General features: G+C 62.5%; 15 protein-coding genes. 3 read left to right on the forward strand and 12 right to left on the reverse strand.

What is annotated here, in order from left to right; genetic code table 11:
• Nucleotides 1-14 precede the first annotated feature (14 nt).
• The 4 genes from MAFF_RS13695 to cysG are packed head-to-tail and all read right to left on the reverse strand — an operon-like array spanning nt 15 to nt 4,211.
• Nucleotides 15-779, reverse strand: a complete 765-nt coding sequence (locus MAFF_RS13695) for a phosphoadenylyl-sulfate reductase (RefSeq protein ID WP_010911513.1) — start codon at nt 777-779, stop codon at nt 15-17.
• On the reverse strand, nt 754-2,424 hold the full coding sequence (locus tag MAFF_RS13700) for a nitrite/sulfite reductase (protein ID WP_010911514.1): 1,671 nt from the start codon (nt 2,422-2,424) through the stop codon (nt 754-756). Before MAFF_RS13700 ends, MAFF_RS13695 begins: the two co-directional genes overlap by 26 nt.
• Nucleotides 2,425-2,469: 45 nt before the next feature.
• A complete protein-coding gene (locus MAFF_RS13705) occupies nt 2,470-2,763 on the reverse strand; it encodes a DUF2849 domain-containing protein (protein WP_010911515.1) in 294 nt (97 codons plus the stop codon).
• A complete protein-coding gene (gene cysG, locus MAFF_RS13710; RefSeq protein WP_010911516.1) occupies nt 2,760-4,211 on the reverse strand; it encodes a siroheme synthase CysG in 1,452 nt (483 codons plus the stop codon). The genes MAFF_RS13705 and cysG overlap by 4 nt, the downstream gene beginning before the upstream one ends.
• A 385-nt stretch (nt 4,212-4,596) precedes the next feature.
• On the opposite strand from cysG, the gene MAFF_RS13715 reads away from it, so the two are divergent.
• Complete coding sequence (locus MAFF_RS13715; RefSeq protein ID WP_010911517.1) at nt 4,597-5,046, forward strand: host attachment protein; 450 nt, start codon at nt 4,597-4,599, stop codon at nt 5,044-5,046.
• 210 nt (nt 5,047-5,256) lie between these two features.
• Nucleotides 5,257-7,041 (forward strand): cation:proton antiporter, encoded by a 1,785-nt coding sequence (locus MAFF_RS13720; protein WP_010911518.1) that lies wholly within the window; start codon nt 5,257-5,259, stop codon nt 7,039-7,041.
• Here MAFF_RS13720 and MAFF_RS13725 read toward each other — a convergent pair whose 3' ends face one another.
• Complete coding sequence (locus tag MAFF_RS13725) at nt 7,042-7,848, reverse strand: AraC family transcriptional regulator (protein ID WP_010911519.1); 807 nt, start codon at nt 7,846-7,848, stop codon at nt 7,042-7,044.
• Between the two features lie 101 nt (nt 7,849-7,949).
• Here MAFF_RS13725 and MAFF_RS13730 point away from each other — a divergent pair, with 101 nt between their 5' ends.
• A complete protein-coding gene (locus MAFF_RS13730; RefSeq protein ID WP_010911520.1) occupies nt 7,950-8,870 on the forward strand; it encodes a zinc-binding dehydrogenase in 921 nt (306 codons plus the stop codon).
• A 25-nt stretch (nt 8,871-8,895) separates the two neighbouring features.
• Here MAFF_RS13730 and MAFF_RS13735 read toward each other — a convergent pair whose 3' ends face one another.
• The 7 genes from MAFF_RS13735 to MAFF_RS13765 all read right to left on the reverse strand — a co-directional run bounded on the left by MAFF_RS13735 (nt 8,896) and on the right by MAFF_RS13765 (nt 18,210).
• On the reverse strand, nt 8,896-9,648 hold the full coding sequence (locus MAFF_RS13735) for an SDR family NAD(P)-dependent oxidoreductase (RefSeq protein ID WP_010911521.1): 753 nt from the start codon (nt 9,646-9,648) through the stop codon (nt 8,896-8,898).
• A 90-nt stretch (nt 9,649-9,738) separates the two neighbouring features.
• Nucleotides 9,739-12,006 carry a transglycosylase domain-containing protein gene (locus MAFF_RS13740; protein ID WP_010911522.1) on the reverse strand — a complete coding sequence of 756 codons (2,268 nt, stop codon included), beginning with the start codon at nt 12,004-12,006 and terminating at the stop codon, nt 9,739-9,741.
• A 94-nt stretch (nt 12,007-12,100) separates the two neighbouring features.
• The gene (locus MAFF_RS13745; protein WP_010911523.1) at nt 12,101-12,289 is read right to left on the reverse strand and encodes a hypothetical protein; all 189 of its coding nucleotides are present in this window, start codon (nt 12,287-12,289) and stop codon (nt 12,101-12,103) included.
• A gap of 25 nt (nt 12,290-12,314) precedes the next feature.
• The gene (locus tag MAFF_RS13750; protein WP_010911524.1) at nt 12,315-13,382 is read right to left on the reverse strand and encodes a cyclic nucleotide-gated potassium channel; all 1,068 of its coding nucleotides are present in this window, start codon (nt 13,380-13,382) and stop codon (nt 12,315-12,317) included.
• Between the two features lie 182 nt (nt 13,383-13,564).
• Nucleotides 13,565-14,635: an adenylate/guanylate cyclase domain-containing protein gene (locus MAFF_RS13755; RefSeq protein WP_010911525.1), complete on the reverse strand. Its 1,071-nt coding sequence runs from the start codon at nt 14,633-14,635 to the stop codon at nt 13,565-13,567.
• Between the two features lie 3 nt (nt 14,636-14,638).
• The gene (locus MAFF_RS13760) at nt 14,639-15,133 is read right to left on the reverse strand and encodes a Rab family GTPase (RefSeq protein WP_032933769.1); all 495 of its coding nucleotides are present in this window, start codon (nt 15,131-15,133) and stop codon (nt 14,639-14,641) included.
• 11 nt (nt 15,134-15,144) lie between these two features.
• Nucleotides 15,145-18,210 (reverse strand): OmpA family protein, encoded by a 3,066-nt coding sequence (locus MAFF_RS13765; RefSeq protein ID WP_044548322.1) that lies wholly within the window; start codon nt 18,208-18,210, stop codon nt 15,145-15,147.
• Nucleotide 18,211 lies beyond the last annotated feature (1 nt).

An 18,211-nucleotide genomic window follows, 5' to 3' on the forward strand; every position in this document is an offset into this window, starting at 1 on the left:
GATATCAGCATACCCTATAGTGATGCGTCGGTCAGCGACACTTCCAGCCCCGACAGGTGAATGCCGCATTCGGTCTTGGCATGACCGGCCCAGCGTCCGCTGCGCGCATCCTCGCCCGGCTGCACCGGTTGCGTGCACGGGAAACAGCCGATCGACAGATAGCCATAGGCGACCAGCGGATTCTCGCGCAGCGCATGCGCCCGCATGTAGTCGGCCTGGTCCGATGTCGTCCAGTGCGCCAGCGGATTGATGCGGATGCGCGCGCCGACCGCCTCGAACACCGGCAGCGCTGCCCGCGTCGAGGCCTGAAAACGCTTGCGGCCGGTGAACCAGGCACGGAACGGCGCCACGCCCCGTGCCAGCGGCTCGACCTTGCGCACGTCGCAGCAGGCATCGGTGTTGCTCTGGTGCAGATTGCCCGTCGGGTCGATCCGCGCGAGCGCGGCTTCCTCGGGCTTGATGACCTGGATGTTGGTCAGCCCGAAATCAGCGACAAGCGCGTCGCGATAGCCGAGCGTCTCCTCGAAATGCTTGCCGGTGTCGAGGAAGATGACCGGCAGCGTGCGGTCGATCTCGGCAATCATGTGCAGCAGCACCGCCGAATCCGCCCCGAAGGACGACACGGCAGCGATCTCGTCGTGAAACAGTTCGCGGGCCGAGCGTTCGATGATCTCGAGCGGCTTCAGATGGCCGTACAGCGCATCGAGCCCCGCCGCCTTGGCGGCGACGCCGTCATCTGCATCGCCGATATGGTCAAGCGGCCTTGGTTTCGCCAGCATAGAGCGCCTCCTTGAACGGCGCGGGACCGACACGGCGGTATGCGTCGATGAATTTTTCCTGTGGGTTGAGCCGGAGGCCGAGATAGGTTTCGACGATCTGCTCGATGGCGTCGGTGATCTCTTCCGACGAGAAGCCGCGGCCGATGATCTCGCCGACCGACGTGTTCTCATCGGCCGAACCGCCCAGCGTCACTTGATAGAGCTCGGAGCCCTTCTTCTCGACGCCGAGGATGCCGATATGGCCGACATGGTGATGGCCGCAGGCATTGATGCAGCCGGAGATCTTCAGCTTCAGTTCGCCGATCTCACGCTGCCGCTCCAGCGAGGCGAAGCGTTGCGAGATTTCCTGCGCGATCGGGATCGAGCGTGCGGTGGCCAGCGCGCAATAGTCGAGGCCGGGGCACGAGATGATGTCCGATATCAAATTGGAGTTGGCCGTCGCCAGCCCGATATCGACCAGCGCGTCGTAGACCGCCTTGAGGTCGGCGCGCGCCACATGCGGCAGGATCAGGTTCTGCTCATGGCTGACGCGCAGCTCGTCGAAGGCGTATTTCTCGGCGATGTCGGCAATCGCTTCCATCTGGCTGTCGGAAGCATCGCCCGGCACCTCGCCGATGCCCTTGAGCGAAATCGTCACCGCCGCATAATCGGGATGGCGGTGCGTCACCACATTCTGGTCGAGCCACTCCGAGAAGCCTTTGGAATCAAGACGCGCCAGCTTGACCGCCTGGTCGCCTTCCGGCCGATCAGCCAGTTCCGGCGGCGCGAAATAGGCTTGGATGGCGCGGATATCGGCATCCGGCAGCTTCAGCTCGGCGTCCTTCAAGTCCTGCCATTCGGCCTCGACCTGGCGGGTGATCTCCTCGACGCCGGTCTCGTGCACCAGGATCTTGATGCGTGCCTTGTACTTGTTGTCGCGGCGGCCATAGAGGTTGTAAACGCGCAGGATCGCCGTGCAGTAGGACAGAAGGTCGGCTTCCGGCAGGAAGTCGCGGATCTTCCTTGCCACCATCGGCGTGCGGCCCTGGCCGCCACCGACATAGACAGCGAAACCGAGCTCGCCGGCGGCGTTCTTCTTCAGGTGCAGGCCGATATCGTGCGTCTGGATGGCAGCGCGGTCGCGCTCTGCCCCGGTCACCGCGATCTTGAATTTCCTGGGCAGGAACGAGAATTCCGGATGCACCGAGGACCATTGCCGCAGGATTTCCGCATAGGGACGCGGATCGGCGACCTCGTCGGCGGCGGCACCGGCAAAGTGGTCGGCGGTGACGTTGCGGATGCAGTTGCCGCTGGTCTGGATGGCGTGCATCTCCACACTTGCCAGATCGGCGAGGATCGCCGGAATGTCCGACAGCGCCGGCCAGTTGAACTGGATGTTCTGGCGCGTGGTGAAATGGCCGTAGCCCTTGTCGTATTTGCGGGCGATGTGGCCGAGCATGCGCAGCTGCTTGCCGTTCAGCGTGCCGTAAGGCACCGCGATACGCAGCATATAAGCGTGAAGCTGCAGATAGACGCCGTTCATCAGCCGCAGCGGCCGGAACTGGTCCTCTGATATCTCGCCGGACAGCCGGCGCTGGACCTGGTCGCTGAACTCGGCGACGCGGGCCTGAACAAAATCGTGGTCGAACTCATCGTAACGGTACATGCTTCGTCTTTCAGGGCGCGTCCGCCCGTTTCACTCAAATCCTGACTATGCCGCCCGCTCGGCCTGCTTGCCGAGATCGCCGCGGATGGTCGGGCCGGCGGCGCGGATCTTTTCACGCAACCGCACCGGCTCGACGACACCGTCGACGACATCCGCGTCGATCAGATTGACGTCGACCACTTCATTGTCGGCATAGGCCTTGGCGCCGATCGCCTCCAGGCGATCCTCGGCTGCCTTGTCATGGGCAAGGTCGGCCCGGCCCACCGTCTCGGCCCAGCCGCCATCGGCGTACCAGACGGCGATGCCGTCGGTCAGGCGGTTGGCGGTCAGTATCTTCATGGCTGAACTCTCTCTGCGGCAACTTTGGCCGCGCCTTCATTCCTATGTGCGGCGAGCGGCTCGGACCGTTCAAAATTGGCGCCGGCAACAGCATCGCCGATGATCGTCATGACCGGCCCGGAAAGATCGCCACGCGCTTCCAGCGACGGCAGGTCGGCCAACGTTCCGTGAAAGCGGCGACGGTTGGCCAGGCTGGCATTCTCGACCACGGCCACCGCCGTGTCCGGCGACAGGCCGGCCTCGATCAGCCGGCCGGCGACTTCGGCCGCCACCGAGCGGCCCATATAGACGGCGACCGTGGCGCCAGAAATCGCAAGCTTGGCCCAGTCGGGCAATGAATTGCCCTTGAGGTCATGGCCGGTGGTGAACACCATCGACGAGGAGACGCCACGCAAGGTCAGCGGCAATTCGAAATCGGCGGCGGCGGCAAAGGCCGCGGTGACGCCCGGAACCACCTCATAGGCGATGCCGGCATCGCGCAGTGCCGCCATCTCCTCGCCGGCGCGACCGAACACCAGCGGATCGCCCGACTTCAGCCGCACCACGCGCTTGCCCTGGCGGCCGAGCTCGACCAGCAGCGCGTTGATCTCGGCCTGGCTCTTGGTGTGGCAGCCCTTGCGTTTGCCGACCGGAAGGCGCTCGGCATCGCGGCGGCCCATGGCGACGACCGCCTCCGGCACCAGCGCATCATGGACGATGACATCGGCCTCCATCAGCAGGCGATGCGCCCGCAACGTCAGCAGATCCTCGGCGCCCGGACCGGCACCGACCAGGGCGATGTGACCCGAAGCCGGCGCGTTCGACAGCAGCAGATCGACGGCGGCGTCATGCGCCTGCGACAGCTGGCCGGCTTCCACGGCATGGGCAGGTGCACCTTCGAAAAAACTGTTCCAGAAGCGGCGGCGGGCATTGCCTTTCGGCAGCAATTTCTCGGCTGCCCCACGCAGCGTGGCGGCGAGCGTCGCCAGCGAACCGAGCGATGGCGACAGCATCTGATCGATGCGGCCCCGCAACATCTGGGCCAGCACCGGACCGGCGCCTTCGGTTCCGATGGCGATGGCGACCGGCGCGCGGTTGACCAGCGCCGGGGTAAAGAAGTCGCAGAGCTCCGGCCGGTCAACGGCATTGACCGGAATGCCCAGTTCGCGCGCGTCGGCCGCGACACGGCGGTCGAGCGCCTCATCGCCGCTGGCGGCAAACACCATGACCGCGCCCTCGAGCTGCGAGGCGTCGTAGGCCGCCGCGACATGGCTGGCGCCGGACTGACCAATAAAGGCAAGCAGCTCCGGCTCGGCATTTTCGGCGATGATGCGCAGCACCGCGCTCGACTGTCCAATCAACCGCGCTTTGGCCAGGGCTTCGTCGCCACCGCCGACAATGGCCACGGCTTCGCCCTCGACCCGCACGAAGACGGGGAAGGCATTGAGCTTGGCATTGGCCTGCGGCATAGGAAAAGCAATCCGGGGAACAGTGTCGCAGTTTTACGCTCGGGCGCGAAAAACCAGAAGCAAAGCACTCGCGCATCCTGTGGTGGCAGGCAATCGCTTTTTCGCAACTGCGAAAGGCAGGAGAAAAATATTCCACATCCAAGGTGCGGACGGATTCAAGCTGCTGAAGCGGGCCTTGATTTCAGGTCTTTTTAGCCACCTGCCCTTTATCTAGCAAAACAGTTTTTTCTAATTTCTACCAATTCAGTAGATTAATGTCGCCCACTTACCGATCGCCTGTTCAACCGCCGGCGGCACCCCCGTCGCTTCGCAGTAGGGAGGTGGGAACGTTGCCGGGTTGAAACGCGTTCCGAAGCGTAGCCATTCATCAAAAAGGAGCGCTTTCATGGAAACGATCAAACTGAGGCACGGCATCTGGGTCCTGGTGGCCGACGGTGAAAAAGCGCTCTTGCTCAAGAATGCCGGCGACAACAAGTTTCCAAATCTCGAAGTCGTGCAGGTGATGGAACAGGACAACCCGCCCACCCGCGAACAGGGAAGCGACAGCCCCGGCCGGTACAATGACGGCCCATCCGTGCACCGCAGCGCCGTCGAGGATACCGACTGGCACCGTATCGGCAAGGAACGCTTCGCGGAAGAGATCGCGGCCCGCCTCTACAAGCTCGCCCATGGTGGTGAGTTCGACAGCATAGTGCTTGTCGCCCCGCCGGTGATGCTCGGCGCCATGCGCAAGAAGCTGCACAAGGCGGTCGGTGACAAGGTGACGGCTGAAATTCCAAAAACCATGACCAACCACGCCATCTCCGAGATCGAGGCCATGCTGCAAGCAGCCTGACTACTGGCTATGGATCCCAAGGCCAATGCCAGTGAGCGCAAACCGGACCGGCGGCCTCTCGGCCGCCGGTCGAGCATTTGCCGCCGAACCGTCGATTTTCGCACCCTGCGGGTTGCATCACCGTCACCACTTCCACCATATTGCAAAACAGGCGGCGGCCTCGGGCGGCGCACATCCGACATCCCCAGCTTGAAAGGCGCTCCATAGACAATGCCGCATGACACGCCCCTTATCGCCACCATCGTCGCCGGTCTGGGGCTGGCTTTCGTCTTCGGGGCTCTCGCCAACCGTTTCCGCATTCCGCCGCTGGTCGGCTATCTCGTAGCCGGTGTGCTGGTCGGGCCGAATACGCCCGGTTTCGTCGCCGATGCCGGCCTTGCCAATGAACTGGCCGAGATCGGCGTCATCCTCTTGATGTTCGGCGTCGGCCTGCATTTCTCGCTGAAGGACCTGCTGTCGGTTCGCGCCATCGCCGTGCCCGGCGCCATCGTCCAGATCGGCTTTGCCACGGCACTCGGCGCCGGACTGTCCTGGATGCTCGGCTGGTCGATGGGCGCCGGGCTGGTGTTCGGCCTGGCACTGTCGGTCGCCTCGACCGTGGTGTTGCTGCGCGCGCTTCAGGAACGCCGGCTGATCGAGACCGAACGCGGCCGCATCGCCGTCGGCTGGCTGATCGTCGAGGATCTGGCCATGGTGCTGGCGCTGGTGCTGCTGCCGGCCCTTGCCGGCGTGCTCGGTGGCCAGGAACAGGCGGATGTGCAGTTGAGCGGCCTGCTGTCGCTGCCCGCCAGCTACGGCATCTGGGGCGTCGTCGGCATCACGCTCGCCAAGGTCGCGGCCTTCGTCGTCGTCATGCTGGTGGTCGGCCGCCGGGTTATTCCGTGGATCCTGCACTACGTCGCCCATACCGGGTCACGCGAACTGTTTCGTCTCTCGGTGCTGGCCATTGCGCTCGGCGTCGCTTTCGGCGCGGCGAAACTATTCGGCGTCTCGCTGGCGCTCGGCGCCTTCTTCGCCGGCATGATCATGAGCGAATCCGAGCTCAGCCACCGCGCGGCCGAAGAATCGCTGCCGCTGCGCGACGCCTTTTCGGTGCTGTTCTTCGTCTCCGTCGGCATGCTGTTCGATCCGTTCAGCCTGCTCAGCAACGGCCTGCCGATCCTGGCGACACTGGCCATCATCGTCATCGGCAAGTCGTTGGCGGCGTTCGTCATCGTCGTCGCCTTCGGCTATCCCCTGGCGACCGCCTTGATGATTTCGGCCAGCCTTGCCCAGATCGGCGAATTCTCCTTCATCCTGGCCGAACTCGGCGTCGGGCTGAAACTCTTGCCCGAACAGGGCCGCGACCTGATCCTGGCCGGCGCCATCCTGTCGATCGTGCTCAACCCGCTGATGTTCCTGGTCGTCGACTGGATGAAGCCGTGGCTGGAGGCCCGCGCCGCAAGGAGCGCACCGCCGGCGGACGCCAAGCCGGTCGGTCCGGCGACCGAGCCGGGCCAGGTGGCCTCGGTCGCCGCGGCAGCCAAAAAGGAAGACGGCCCGCCGCCGAAGACGGCGCTTACCGGCCATGCCATCCTGATCGGCTATGGCCGTGTCGGCGGCCTTGTCGGTGCGGCGCTGAAAGAAGCAGCCCTGCCCTTCCTCGTCATCGAGGACGCCGACAAGACGCTGGCCAAGCTGAAGGCCGACGGTGTCGAAACCGTCGCTGGCAATGCCGCCAACGCCGAAGTGTTCGCTGCCGCCAATCCCGAAGACGCCAGCCGGCTGATCCTCGCCATCCCCAATGCCTTCGAGGCCGGCCAGATCGTGCTCAGGGCGCGCGCCGCCAATCCCGGCATCAACGTCGTCGCCCGCGCTCATTCCGACGCCGAGGTCGAGCATCTCAAGGGACTCGGCGCCGACACGGTGATCATGGGCGAACGCGAAATCGCGCGCGGCATCGTCGAAGAGGTGCTCGGTCGCAAGCCATCCGCGACTGAACCGTCCGCCGCCTGATCACGCCACGAAGGCGGAGCCGCCATTCCGTGCGATGCTGCTGAGATACTGTGCGGGAGGCTTGCCGAGCGCCTTCTTAAACATGGTGATGAAGGCTGTCACCGACTCGTAGCCGAGATCGCCCGAAACGCGCTGAACACTTGCGCCCGAAGCCAGTTCCCTTATCGCAACGATCAAGTGCAATTGCTGGCGCCAGCGGCCGAAGCTCAAGCCGGTCTCCTTGACGACGAGACGAGCAAGGCTGCTCTCGCTGAGCGCGACGCGTTTTCCCCATTCGGCCAGCGTGCTGCGATCGGCAGGATCGTTCGCCAGTGCTTCCGCGATCCGCTTGAGGCGCGGCTCGGAAGAGATCGGCAGATGCAATTGCTGGACAGGCATATCAGGCAGTTCGGCAAGCAGGACGCTTCCCAGGAAAGCGCATCGCGCGTCATCAGGCGCGCAGTCCGACAATTCGATGATCAGCTCGCGCAGCAGCGGCGAGATCGAAAGCGTACAGCACCGGTCCGGCAGCTCAGCCGCGCCCGGCTCGATATAGACGAAGAAAATCCGCGCGTTGGCCGTCGCGATGTTGCTGTGCTGCATGCGGCTTGGCACCCACACGCCGCAATGCGGCGGCACCATCCAGAGGCCGCTGGGAACACGGCAGGTGACGCTGCCGCTGAGCGCGAAGACGAGTTGCCCTTTGCGGTGCCAATGCTGCGACACCTCGGCCTTGGTCTCGGTGACGTCGACGCGAATGGCAATCGCCGGAGCAAGGACGTCATCGACGTCGAAATCGAGCCATGGGTAGCGGAGCGGCTGTCTCATGATTGACCGCTTTTAGCGATCAATTGCCTTTACATCTAGATTATTCGTCAACGTAGATCGGTAGGCTCGGGTCGTTCTCGCCAATTGGCCAAGGTGTACCCATGCTCGCCCTCACCATCTCTTCCGACAGCGCTGCCAGATTGAAACTCGCCGAAGTGGACGAGCCACAGCCTTGCGCGAACGAGGCTCTGGTCGCCGTCCACGCAACGTCGCTGAACCGCGGCGAACTGCGCCTGCTCACCATACGCCCGGACGGCTGGATACCCGGCCAGGACATCGTCGGGATCGTCGAACAGGCGGCAGCCGATGGCTCCGGGCCAGCCAAGGGCGCCCGCGTCGTGGCTTTGGTCGACGAGGCCGGCTGGGCCGAACGTGTTGCCGTTCCGACCGACCGTCTCGCCGTCCTGCCGGATGAGGTCAGCTTCGTTTCCGCCGCCACGCTCCCGGTGGCGGGCACGACGGCGCTGAGGACGTTGCGCCAAGGCGGTGACCTCGCCGGTCAACGGGTACTGATCACCGGCGCAAGCGGCGCGGTCGGCCGTTTCCAGATCCAGATCGCCCGCGAACAAGGTGCCTCGGTGACCGCGGTCGCCGCCGCCCGGCATGCCGGGGATCTGCGCGATCTCGGAGCCGAGCAGGTCGTCGAGGCGATCGAGCTGGCCGAGGGACCATTTTCGCTGATCACCGAGTCGGTCGGCGGCGAAAGCCTCGCCCGCGCGATCGAACGTGTCGCGCCCGGCGGGACGATCGCCATGTTCGGTTCAAGCAGTGGCCAGCTCACGCCCATTGGCTTCCGCCAGTTCGTTCCGGGCCATGAGGGGGCGAGGCTTCAGACCTTCGCCTACTACACCTCGGGCTTTGGCATTGGCGCCGATATTGCCGCGCTGCTCGCCCTGGTCGCAGCCGGCCGGCTGGAAACCCGCGTCGCCTTGACCGTGCCGTGGACGGATATCGCCCAGGCTCTGGACGCACTGCGGCAGCGCAGCTTCAGCGGCAAGGCTGTTCTCACCATGGCCGGATGAGCAATCCCGGCCGAAGTCGGCTTGCTCACACGTGCTGGCCGCCATTGATATGGATTTCCGAGCCGGTCACATAGGAGGCCTGCTGCGAGCACAGGAAGAAGATGATGTCGGCGACCTCCGCCGTGGTGCCGAGGCGCCTGAGCGGGATCGTCTCGACGATCTTTTCCGTGCCCGGCGACAGGATCGCCGTGTCGATCTCGCCAGGCGCGATGGCGTTCACACGAATGCCGTGCGGGCCGAAATCATGCGCCATCTCGCGCGTCAGCGAGCCGAGAGCCGCTTTCGATGTCGCATAGGCGGTGCCGGCGAAGGGATGCACGCGGGTGCCGGCGATCGAGGTGACGTTGACGATCGAGCCCTTGGCCGTCGCCAGTTCCTTGAACAGGCCGCGCGCCAGCATGATCGGCGCGAAGAAATTGACCTGGAACACGTCGCGCCAGACATGCATCGGCGTGTCGATCGAGTTCATGCGGCTGTTGCCGTCCTTGAGCTTGGGCGAAATGCCGGCATTGTTGACCAGTGCATTGAGCTGGCCGCCATGCGCTTCCAGCCGATGGCGGATTTCCGAGACGGCGATGCCGACATCTTCCTGATCGGCAAGATCGACCTTGATGTGGTCTTCCGGCCCGGCCGGCCACGGGCAATCCTCGGCAAAGGCCTGGCGCGAACAGGTGATGACGCGCCAGCCCTCGCGCGAAAAGCGTTTGACCGTGGCATGGCCGATGCCGCGGCTGGCGCCGGTCAGCACGATGGTTTTTCTGGTGTCGAATTCAGCCATGTCGCGGTCTCCGGCCGGAGGTGTAGCCGAACAGCGTGGCGCTGGCGAGAGGCGGATTGACGCCGCTGCGAACCGCCGGGGCGACAGCCTTCAGCCGCCGCCCAGAATATCCAGGATCGAGGTCTGTTTCTTCTTCAGCGGACCGCCAACATTGCCCGGCGGCACCGGATGGCCGACCGAAGCAGTGGTGCCGTCATCCGCTGGCATGTTGAAGCCATCGGCATCGACGGTCTGGGCAGGCCGCGCCACACGGGCCGGCGCTGCCGCCTGGGTCGGCTGTGTTGACGGCGCCTTCTGGCCAACCGACGCGGACGGGACCGGCGCTGGCTGGTTGTTGTCGGCCGAAGGTATGTCGTCGGGCACGATCGTGTCGGCCGGCGTCGATTTCCAGGTGCCGGGCAGCGGCCGCACCGGCACGCCCTCGTGTGCGGCGACCATGAATTCGTGCCAGGCCTGCGCCGGCAGCGCGCCACCGGTGACCTTCTTCATCCCCGTGCCGTCATCATTGCCGAACCACACACCGGTGGTGAGATTGGCGGTGTAGCCGACGAACCAGGCATCGCGCGAATTCTGGCTGGTGCCGGTCTTGCCGGCCGACGGCCAGGCGAAGGCCGCCTTCTTGGCCGTGCCGACCTCGACGGTGCCGGTCATCATCGAGTTCATCATGCCGACGATCTCGGGTTTCACGACACGCGGCGCGCTGCCACCACCGCTGTCGTAGAGCACCTTGCCCTCGGCGGTCGTGATGCGGCGGATGAAGTGGATGTCGGGCTTGTAGCCGCCATTGGCGAACGGCACATAGGCCGACGTCAGCTCCAGCGGCGTCACTTCCGAGGTGCCGAGCGCGATCGAGGTGTTGGCCTGCAGTTCGGACTGGATGCCCATGCGGTGCGCCGCTTCCACCACCGCGTTCGGCCCGACCTCCATCGTCAGCTGCGCGGCGACCGAGTTCAGCGACTTGGCCAGCGCCGTCGCCAGCGTGACCTTGCCAAAATATTTGCCGCCGTAATTGTCGGGCGTCCAGTTGCCGATCTTGATCGGCGCGTCGTTGCGGATGCTGTCGGGCGTGCGGCCGGCTTCCAGTGCCGCCATATAGACGAACGGCTTGAACGCCGAGCCCGGCTGGCGGCGCGCTTCCGAGGCGCGGTCGAACTGGCTGGTCGAATAGTCGTAGCCGCCGACCATAGCGCGCACCGCGCCGGAATCGTCGATCGACACCAGCGCGCCCTGGGTGACGTTGAGCTTCTTGCCGCTTTCGTCGATCAGCCGGCGGATCGACTGCTCGGCGAGCTTCTGCAGGTTCAGGTCGACGGTGGAATCGATGACGATGTCGCCGCGCACGTCGCCGATCAGGTCTGGCAGTTCTTCCATGATGGTGTCGGCGACATAGTTCTCCGAACCGGTCCAGTAGGACGGCGCGCGCGTCGCCGGCGCGCTGAGCGCCGTCTTCAACTCCTTGTCACTGATCTTGCCCTCTTCACGCATAGCCGCGAGCACAAGCTGCGAACGCTCCTCCGCGGCCTTGGGATCGCGCGCCGGCGACAGCCGCGACGGCGCCTTCAGCAAGCCCGCAAGCAGCGCTGCTTCCGAGAGCGTGACATCGCGCGCGCTCTTGCCGAAATAACGCCGCGAAGCCGCCTCGACACCAAAGGCGCCGGAGCCGAAATAGACCCGGTTGAGGTACATTTCGAGGATCTGGTCCTTGGTGTGCTTGTGCTCCAGCCACAGCGCCAGCAACACCTCCTGTACCTTGCGCTCCAGCGTGCGGTCAGGCTTCAGGAACAGATTCTTGGCCAATTGCTGCGTCAGCGTCGAACCGCCTTGCGAGAAATGCCCGCCGAGCAGGTTGGTCACCATGGCGCGCGACAGACCGATCGGGTCGACGCCGAAATGCGAATAGAACCGGCGGTCCTCGATGGCGATGACGGCTTCGGGAATGTAAGGCGACATTTCGTGCAGGCCGACGGCTTCGCCGCCGCTCATGCCCCTGTTTGCCAGCAACTGGTCATCGGCCGAGACGATCTTGATGTTGGGGGCGCGGTCGGGGATCGACCAGGTGGTGGCCGCAGGCATCTTGGCGCCGTAGTAGATAACGACGCCGGCCACCGCGATGCCACCCCAGATGGCGAGCACGAAGCACCAGTAGAAAAGCCGGCCAAGCACGCCGAACAGGCCGCGCCGGCTCCTGCCGCGCCCGCCGCGCGACGATTTCGCCTTCGATGATTTGCGTTTTGCGGAGGCTTTGCGGTTGCTTGGCACGACGCGGTCCTCTTCGCTCACCGAAAGACCCGGCTGGGATCGCGCCTGTGGCGGTCCCTCGAAACTGGGCTCGATGCGGCTGTCTCTGCGGTTCGCCATGCCTGCGCTTGCTGTCCCCGGTGCCTATGGCGCTCCGGTTGCAGAGTAGATGCGGCGATTTAAGGGCGGGTTAAATCGGAAAAATTCGAGGCGATTAGTAATCAATTGCTTGGTAGGGCCGGAGCGACCCAGGTCGCAGCTTCCGATAGGTGCTGCGCGAATGCGTCTCATAGATCGTGAGAAGCGACTTGATCGAGCCATCGAACTTCAGCGGATCGGCACGGTAGCCGGTGCGCCAGAGAAGCATTTCCGCCTGCAGGGAATAACATTTCGCCTTCAGCATTTCGGGCTGATCGCCGAGGAAACGGTCAAGCGCTCGCCGCAGCGCCGCGACGCTCGAGCGCGGTCTTGCGGAAGATTTCCGCGATCTCCGGGCTGCTGCTGCACAACATCTGGAAATCCGCCGAATGCAGCGACAGGAGTGAGACCGTCGTTGCGGCGCTGACGGTCGCCGAACGCGGTTCGCCGCTGATCAGCGCCATCTCGCCGAAGAAGGCGCCAGGGCCAAGCTCCACCGGATTCGGCGTCGCGACGCTGACGCTCCCCTCCACGACGAAGAACATCCGATCGCCGGGCTCGCCAATGCGGCAGATCACGGCGCCCGCCGGCACCGTGCGGGCTCTTAAGGCGCGCACGATCTCGACCAGCACGGCCGGGCCGAGCTTCTGAAACAACGGCACGGCGGCGACCAATTGCCAATTGCGGACGAAATCCCCGCGACGGACTTCTTGATAGAAGCCTGTGGCAAGAATGCCGGCCCAGAGTCCGAAGATGCCGATGCCACTCATCATGACCGCCCCGGCAAGGACGCGGCCGGCGAAGCTTTGCGGGATAGTGTCCCCATAGCCGGTGGTGGACAGCGTGACCACCGCCCACCACATTGCCTGGGGAATGCTGCCGAACTTTTCCGGTTGGATATCGCGCTCGATGACATAGGCTGCGAGCGCCACTGCGAACAGAACGACGCCGAAGAGCGTGGTGACGCCGATCAGATTGCGTGCTTCGTTGGCCAGGACCCTGCCCAGGACCGGGAAGAAAGTCGAGTCGCGCAGCGGTTTCAGCAGCCAGACAGCACAGTAGAGGCTCCAGTCAGGCGAGCCGTCGAGCAGAAATGCGGCGAGTGGAACCAAGACTGCGAGCACATCGATGGCGATTTTGGGCGTCCTGTCCCGTACGACTCCCGCCCGGCGCTTGAGCAGCGTCGCGGCCAGTTGCAGGAGATAGGCGCCCCAGATGACAGCGAGCAGGGCAGCCAGAGCCAGTCTGCTTCGTCCGGACATGTCCGGTATCGTGAGCGCAGCCACCGCCAGCAACCCAGGCGCAGCCAGCACCGCGTTGAGCGGCGCGTAAATTCTTAAGAAAGGCAGTACCGACATTGTATGCCCACGAGCGGCTACTATCCTCCAGAATAGGATGCCTTCAAGGCAAGCGCAAAGGGCTTGCTGTCGCTGCGATCTGCTTCACCCAGGGTTAACTCAGATCTCCGGGATCGCTTTGTGACCGGACGTCAACGGACAGACCACAAGATGCTAGCGGGTCGGCACTGCCAAGCGGCAAATCAAGCCGGAAGGCGCCACATTCGCACTCTTCCTGTACCACGCAGTTCCGTTTCCGCGAGTGGGTCACAAGCAAAATCTGGCCCAAGCAGTCTGCGTGTTGCATCCGAAATACGGATTTCATCGGGCTCCGCGGACGTTTGAATACGTGCGGCGAGATTAACGGTCTCGCCCCACAGGTCGTAAGCAAACCGCCTTTTGCCTATGACGCCCGCGACGATTGGTCCTGAGTGAATTCCAATTCTGAGCCTTAGCCGTTCTCCTGCGAAGCGTTCGTGCTGAACCGCCTCCCGCAGTTCAAGTGCATAGCGCGCGAGGGCTTCTGCATGATCGGGTCGCGCAGCAGGCAGGCCGGCGACCACCATCACACAGTCGCCGATTGTCTTGATCTTTTCGCAGCCGTATTGTTCCGACAGCCGATCCGCCGCTTTGAAGAAGTAATTTAAAATAGCGAGCGTCGTCACGGCTCCGACGCTCCGCGCTCTTTCCGTAAAACCGACGATGTCGGCAAAAAGCACACTTACCTCTGCGTGGTTGTCTGCAATTTGTTCGTCCGCTTTTAACCGCTCCGCGATCGACGCCGGAAGAATGTTGAGGAGCAGGGTTTCGGCGCGCTGGTATTCACGCTGCAATCCCTCTTGGCTCTCCCTCAACGCCTCGTTCATCGATTGTAATTTCTCGTTGAGTTGACGCTCCCTCTCTTGCAGGAGCGTCATTTCATAAGCCTTCTGTTGAAGCCGCTGCTTATTGTCGCGTTCGGCGGTGGCGTCGAGAAAGAGCAGCCACACGTAGGCATTGTCAGCAAAAAGATGAAGGTCCGCGACACGCCCGCTGGGCAGTTCGACCATGGCCATATGATATGGGAGCTCCGGGGAAGGCAGCAAACCTTCCATGAATTCAAGCTGATCGGCAACCGGCTGACCAATGCGAAGCGATGAGAGCCCGTAATGTTTAACGTTACCGCCCTTCGCAGCTACGCAAAGCTGGGCGTCAATTTTCAGATAAGCGATAGAGTGCTCGTTATAAAAAAAATTATAAATCCAGCTTCCGACTTCTTTTGGCAATCTATGCATGGTCTATTTGGCAACCATCGAAGCAAGTTGATGAAACGCATCATCAACATACTCACCAGAAAGCGCACTTGTTAAATAGATTTGCCATCCAAGCTGCCTCAGATTGTCAATGTCACCATCCGATATTTCCCACCGATCAGCAAGATCGGATTTGTTGAACAGCAATACAAACGGCATAGTGCCGAATTCAGCCTCGACTCGCTCACGCAGCGTGAGCGCCGCGGCAAGAGTAGCGGCACGGGTTCCATCAACGACAAGCACGAGCCCAGTCGCACCTCGCACATGGCTGACGCGGAATGAGCCGATATCGTCTTCGCCGGCCAAATCCCACAAAATCAGATCCACGGTTTTGTCCGGGAGTGCGACGCTCTTCTTGTCGATTTTCACTCCCACCGTGGTCAAGTAGGTTTCTGAAAAGATGCTTTGTACAAACCTGCGAACCAGACTCGTCTTTCCGACACCGAACCCGCCCAACATGCAGATCTTTTTTTGCAACATCTTGAGCTCCACTAGTCCAGGTTTACCGTAATCGAAACCCGGCGATTGGTGGAGCTCCCAGTTTGACTATTTTCAGGCACCAGCGGCTCAAAGGTGCCCGCGCCCCGAACCAGCAGCAGTTCCGGAGCGACGCCGCGCTTGTTGAGAAGCGCACGAACTGTCTCGGCGCGGGCTGCGCTGATCGACGCGTTGGCCGTCTCACGCCCCGTGGCGTCCGAATGGCCGGTTAACATGAACCGCGCTGTTACGCCTGACTTGCGGGCATTTTCGGCGAATTCCTTTATTTGATCCGCCAATCTGTCGAGAACCGGCGTCTGCTCTGGTCCCGGCACAACTTTGCCGGAATAGAAGAAAATATCGGTCGCCTGGATGGCCTCTCGCAAATCATTAAGTTCTGCAAGGTTCAGCTCCTGCAGCTGCGAGACATCCAGAACCACTCCGTCCGCCGAAAGTTGTTCGGCGGCGGCCCGCGCCCGGTTGATCCAGTTGGCAGGAGCCTCACCCACGACAACGATGCGACCCTGGATGATCGAAAGCAGAACCGATTTCGGCGGGGTCAGCGAAGCCTGCAACCGCTTCACCACGAACTTCGGATCAAGGCTCTGATAGAATTGCCACTGTGAATGAACGCGGGCGGGATCAACCTCCGTTCCGTGCAGCAGAGCTTGCGGGTCGGCGGCAAGCGGGTCTCTCAGGCCGGAAATGTAGAAATCTCCGCCCCTTTCCGTTTGCTGGGCGACGATGATTCCCGGTTGGGCCTCAAGTCGCGACACATAATACTGCCAATGCTCCGCCGCGCGCGCTTCGGGGCTTACATCACGAACCTTGGAGATGTCGAATTCCGGTCCGCCTGCCGAAAGCTGTCGGGCCGCCGCGCGCGCCTTATCTATCCAGGTGTCGGGAGCCTCACCCTCGGCAATGATGCGATCATTGACGATCGAAAATCGCACTGTATCCGGCGGATACAGCGACGCCGTCAGCCGCTTCAACACGAACTCCGGCTCAAGGCTCTGATAGAATTTCCACTGCGAATGAACGCGGGCGGGATCGACCTGCGTTCCCGACAACAGCGACTGCGGGTCGGCGCCAAGCGGGTCTCTCAGGCCGGCAACATAGAATTGGCCGTCGCGTATCTTTTGCTCTGCAACGATGATGCCCGGCTGGGTCTCCAGTCGCGACACATAGGCCTGCCAGCGCTCCGCCTCGCGTTCTTCGAGGCTTACATCACGGACCCCGGAGATATCGAACACCGGCCCGCCTGCCGACAGCTGCTGGGCGGCGGCCTGCGCCCGGCCGATCCAGGTGGCAGGAGCCTCGCCCTCGGCAACGATGCGATCCTTGATGATCGAAAGTCGTACTGTATCCGGCGGAGCCAGCGACGCCGTCAGCCGCTTCAACACGAACTCCGGCTCAAGGCTCTGATAGAATTTCCACTGCGAATGAACGCCGGCGGGATCGACCTGCGTTCCCGACAACAGCGACTGCGGGTCGGCGCCAAGCGGGTCTCTCAGGCCGGCAACATAGAATTGGCCGTCGCGTATCTTTTGCTCTGCAACGATGATGCCCGGCTGGGTCTCCAGTCGCGACACATAGGCCTGCCAGCGCTCCGCCTCGCGTTCTTCGAGGCTTACATCACGGACCCCGGAGATATCGAACACCGGCCCGCCTGCCGAAAGCTGCTGGGCGGCGGCCTGCGCCCGGCCGATCCAGGTGGCAGGAGCCTCGCCCTCGGCAACGATGCGATCCTTGATGATCGAAAGTAGTACTGTATCCGGCGGAGCCAGCGACGCCGTCAGCCGCTTCAACACGAACTCCGGCTCAAGGCTCTGATAGAATTTCCACTGCGAATGAACGCGGGCGGGATCGACCTGCGTTCCCGACAACAGCGACTGCGGGTCGGCGCTTAGCGGGTCTCTCAGGCCGGCAACATAGAATTGGCCAAAGCGTACCTTTTGTTCGGCAACGATGATGCCCGGCTGGGTCTCCAGTCGCGACACATAGGCCTGCCAGCGCTGCCCGGATTGCCAGGAAAGAAGGACCCAACCGCCTGCCGGAACTAAAAGCAGCAGGACTGCAACCACCACCAGCCACGGAAATCCCTGGTTTGCTTCCTCCTGCTTCAGCTCAACGCACGTCTGCAATTGCGCCTCTACGCCGGCCAACTGCGAACTGTCGCCGTCAAACTCCCCTAAAGCCTGTGAGCATTCCTCATGGATGCGAAGCAATACATCGCGAACTATTTCATGTAATTCCTCTGGCGGATTTCCTCGGATCACCGAAACCAAGGTCGCAAATTGTCCAACTTCTGACCAGAGACGAAGGTCGCCAAAACGAATAGTGTCCAGACTGCTCTGTTCTTTCTCGTTAAATGAGTCCTTCACAAAATCTTGAATTGCACTAAGCATCGAAGAAATGAGTTGAGGATCCTCGCTCGTCGCGTTGTCGGCAGCTACATGCGCTATCAAAAGTCCGGAATTTCGGCTAATAAGGAAGACATGCTCTACACGATAGACAAGAGAATGTTTAAGAACAACTTCCGAGAAGCTAGCACCGGTTCTCCAAGATTCAAATCTCCACTTGAGCCCATGCCAAGTAAATATATGCCTTAAAGTTTCATTCAGCGATTGAAAGGTCTGGTCGATCTTTTCCCCGATCGACTTGCGAATTGCCGGCAGAAACACCGGGTATAATATATCCGTCAGCGTGCGCGGGCTCTTCTGGATCGACCGTTGCACAGCCCTTTCGACAGCTGGCGCAAGGGCCTCGCCGAGTTGCGCATGAGGCGCTCGTGCGGCCGCACTGGGAAGAACGTCGCCCACGGCTGCCGCGAGCTGCTCCGGTTCGTCCAGCAGATGCGTAACTCGTGAAAGCTCTGAAATTTCGCGGCTGACCAGCAACTGGCGCAGCGTTTCCATACGAGGATCGGCGCTTGGAACTCCGTCGAAACGCGCACGGTAGTCCGGATCAACGTTCCGGGCAATTTCGATCAAAAGACGAGCCAGAGCCTCGCGATCAATCTCTGTATCGTTCGAGGCTGTTCTTTTCGGAAGGCTGATTGGGTCGACGGTCGACGTCAAG

It is taken from the genome of Mesorhizobium japonicum MAFF 303099 (assembly GCF_000009625.1).
Taxonomy (GTDB): domain Bacteria; phylum Pseudomonadota; class Alphaproteobacteria; order Rhizobiales; family Rhizobiaceae; genus Mesorhizobium; species Mesorhizobium japonicum.

Bases quoted from the DNA above. Each gene is read 5' to 3' on its own strand.
- MAFF_RS13705 (WP_010911515.1), bottom strand. From the start codon at position 2,763: ATGAAGATACTGACCGCCAACCGCCTGACCGACGGCATCGCCGTCTGG.
- cysG (WP_010911516.1), bottom strand. From the start codon at position 4,211: ATGCCGCAGGCCAATGCCAAGCTCAATGCCTTCCCCGTCTTCGTGCGG.
- MAFF_RS13720 (WP_010911518.1), top strand. From the start codon at position 5,257: ATGCCGCATGACACGCCCCTTATCGCCACCATCGTCGCCGGTCTGGGG.
- MAFF_RS13760 (WP_032933769.1), bottom strand. From the start codon at position 15,133: ATGTTGCAAAAAAAGATCTGCATGTTGGGCGGGTTCGGTGTCGGAAAG.
- MAFF_RS13715 (WP_010911517.1), top strand. From the start codon at position 4,597: ATGGAAACGATCAAACTGAGGCACGGCATCTGGGTCCTGGTGGCCGAC.
- MAFF_RS13735 (WP_010911521.1), bottom strand. From the start codon at position 9,648: ATGGCTGAATTCGACACCAGAAAAACCATCGTGCTGACCGGCGCCAGC.
- MAFF_RS13730 (WP_010911520.1), top strand. From the start codon at position 7,950: ATGCTCGCCCTCACCATCTCTTCCGACAGCGCTGCCAGATTGAAACTC.
- MAFF_RS13700 (WP_010911514.1), bottom strand. From the start codon at position 2,424: ATGTACCGTTACGATGAGTTCGACCACGATTTTGTTCAGGCCCGCGTC.
- MAFF_RS13740 (WP_010911522.1), bottom strand. From the start codon at position 12,006: ATGGCGAACCGCAGAGACAGCCGCATCGAGCCCAGTTTCGAGGGACCG.
- MAFF_RS13745 (WP_010911523.1), bottom strand. From the start codon at position 12,289: ATGCTGAAGGCGAAATGTTATTCCCTGCAGGCGGAAATGCTTCTCTGG.
- MAFF_RS13725 (WP_010911519.1), bottom strand. From the start codon at position 7,848: ATGAGACAGCCGCTCCGCTACCCATGGCTCGATTTCGACGTCGATGAC.
- MAFF_RS13695 (WP_010911513.1), bottom strand. From the start codon at position 779: ATGCTGGCGAAACCAAGGCCGCTTGACCATATCGGCGATGCAGATGAC.
- MAFF_RS13755 (WP_010911525.1), bottom strand. From the start codon at position 14,635: ATGCATAGATTGCCAAAAGAAGTCGGAAGCTGGATTTATAATTTTTTT.
- MAFF_RS13750 (WP_010911524.1), bottom strand. From the start codon at position 13,382: ATGTCGGTACTGCCTTTCTTAAGAATTTACGCGCCGCTCAACGCGGTG.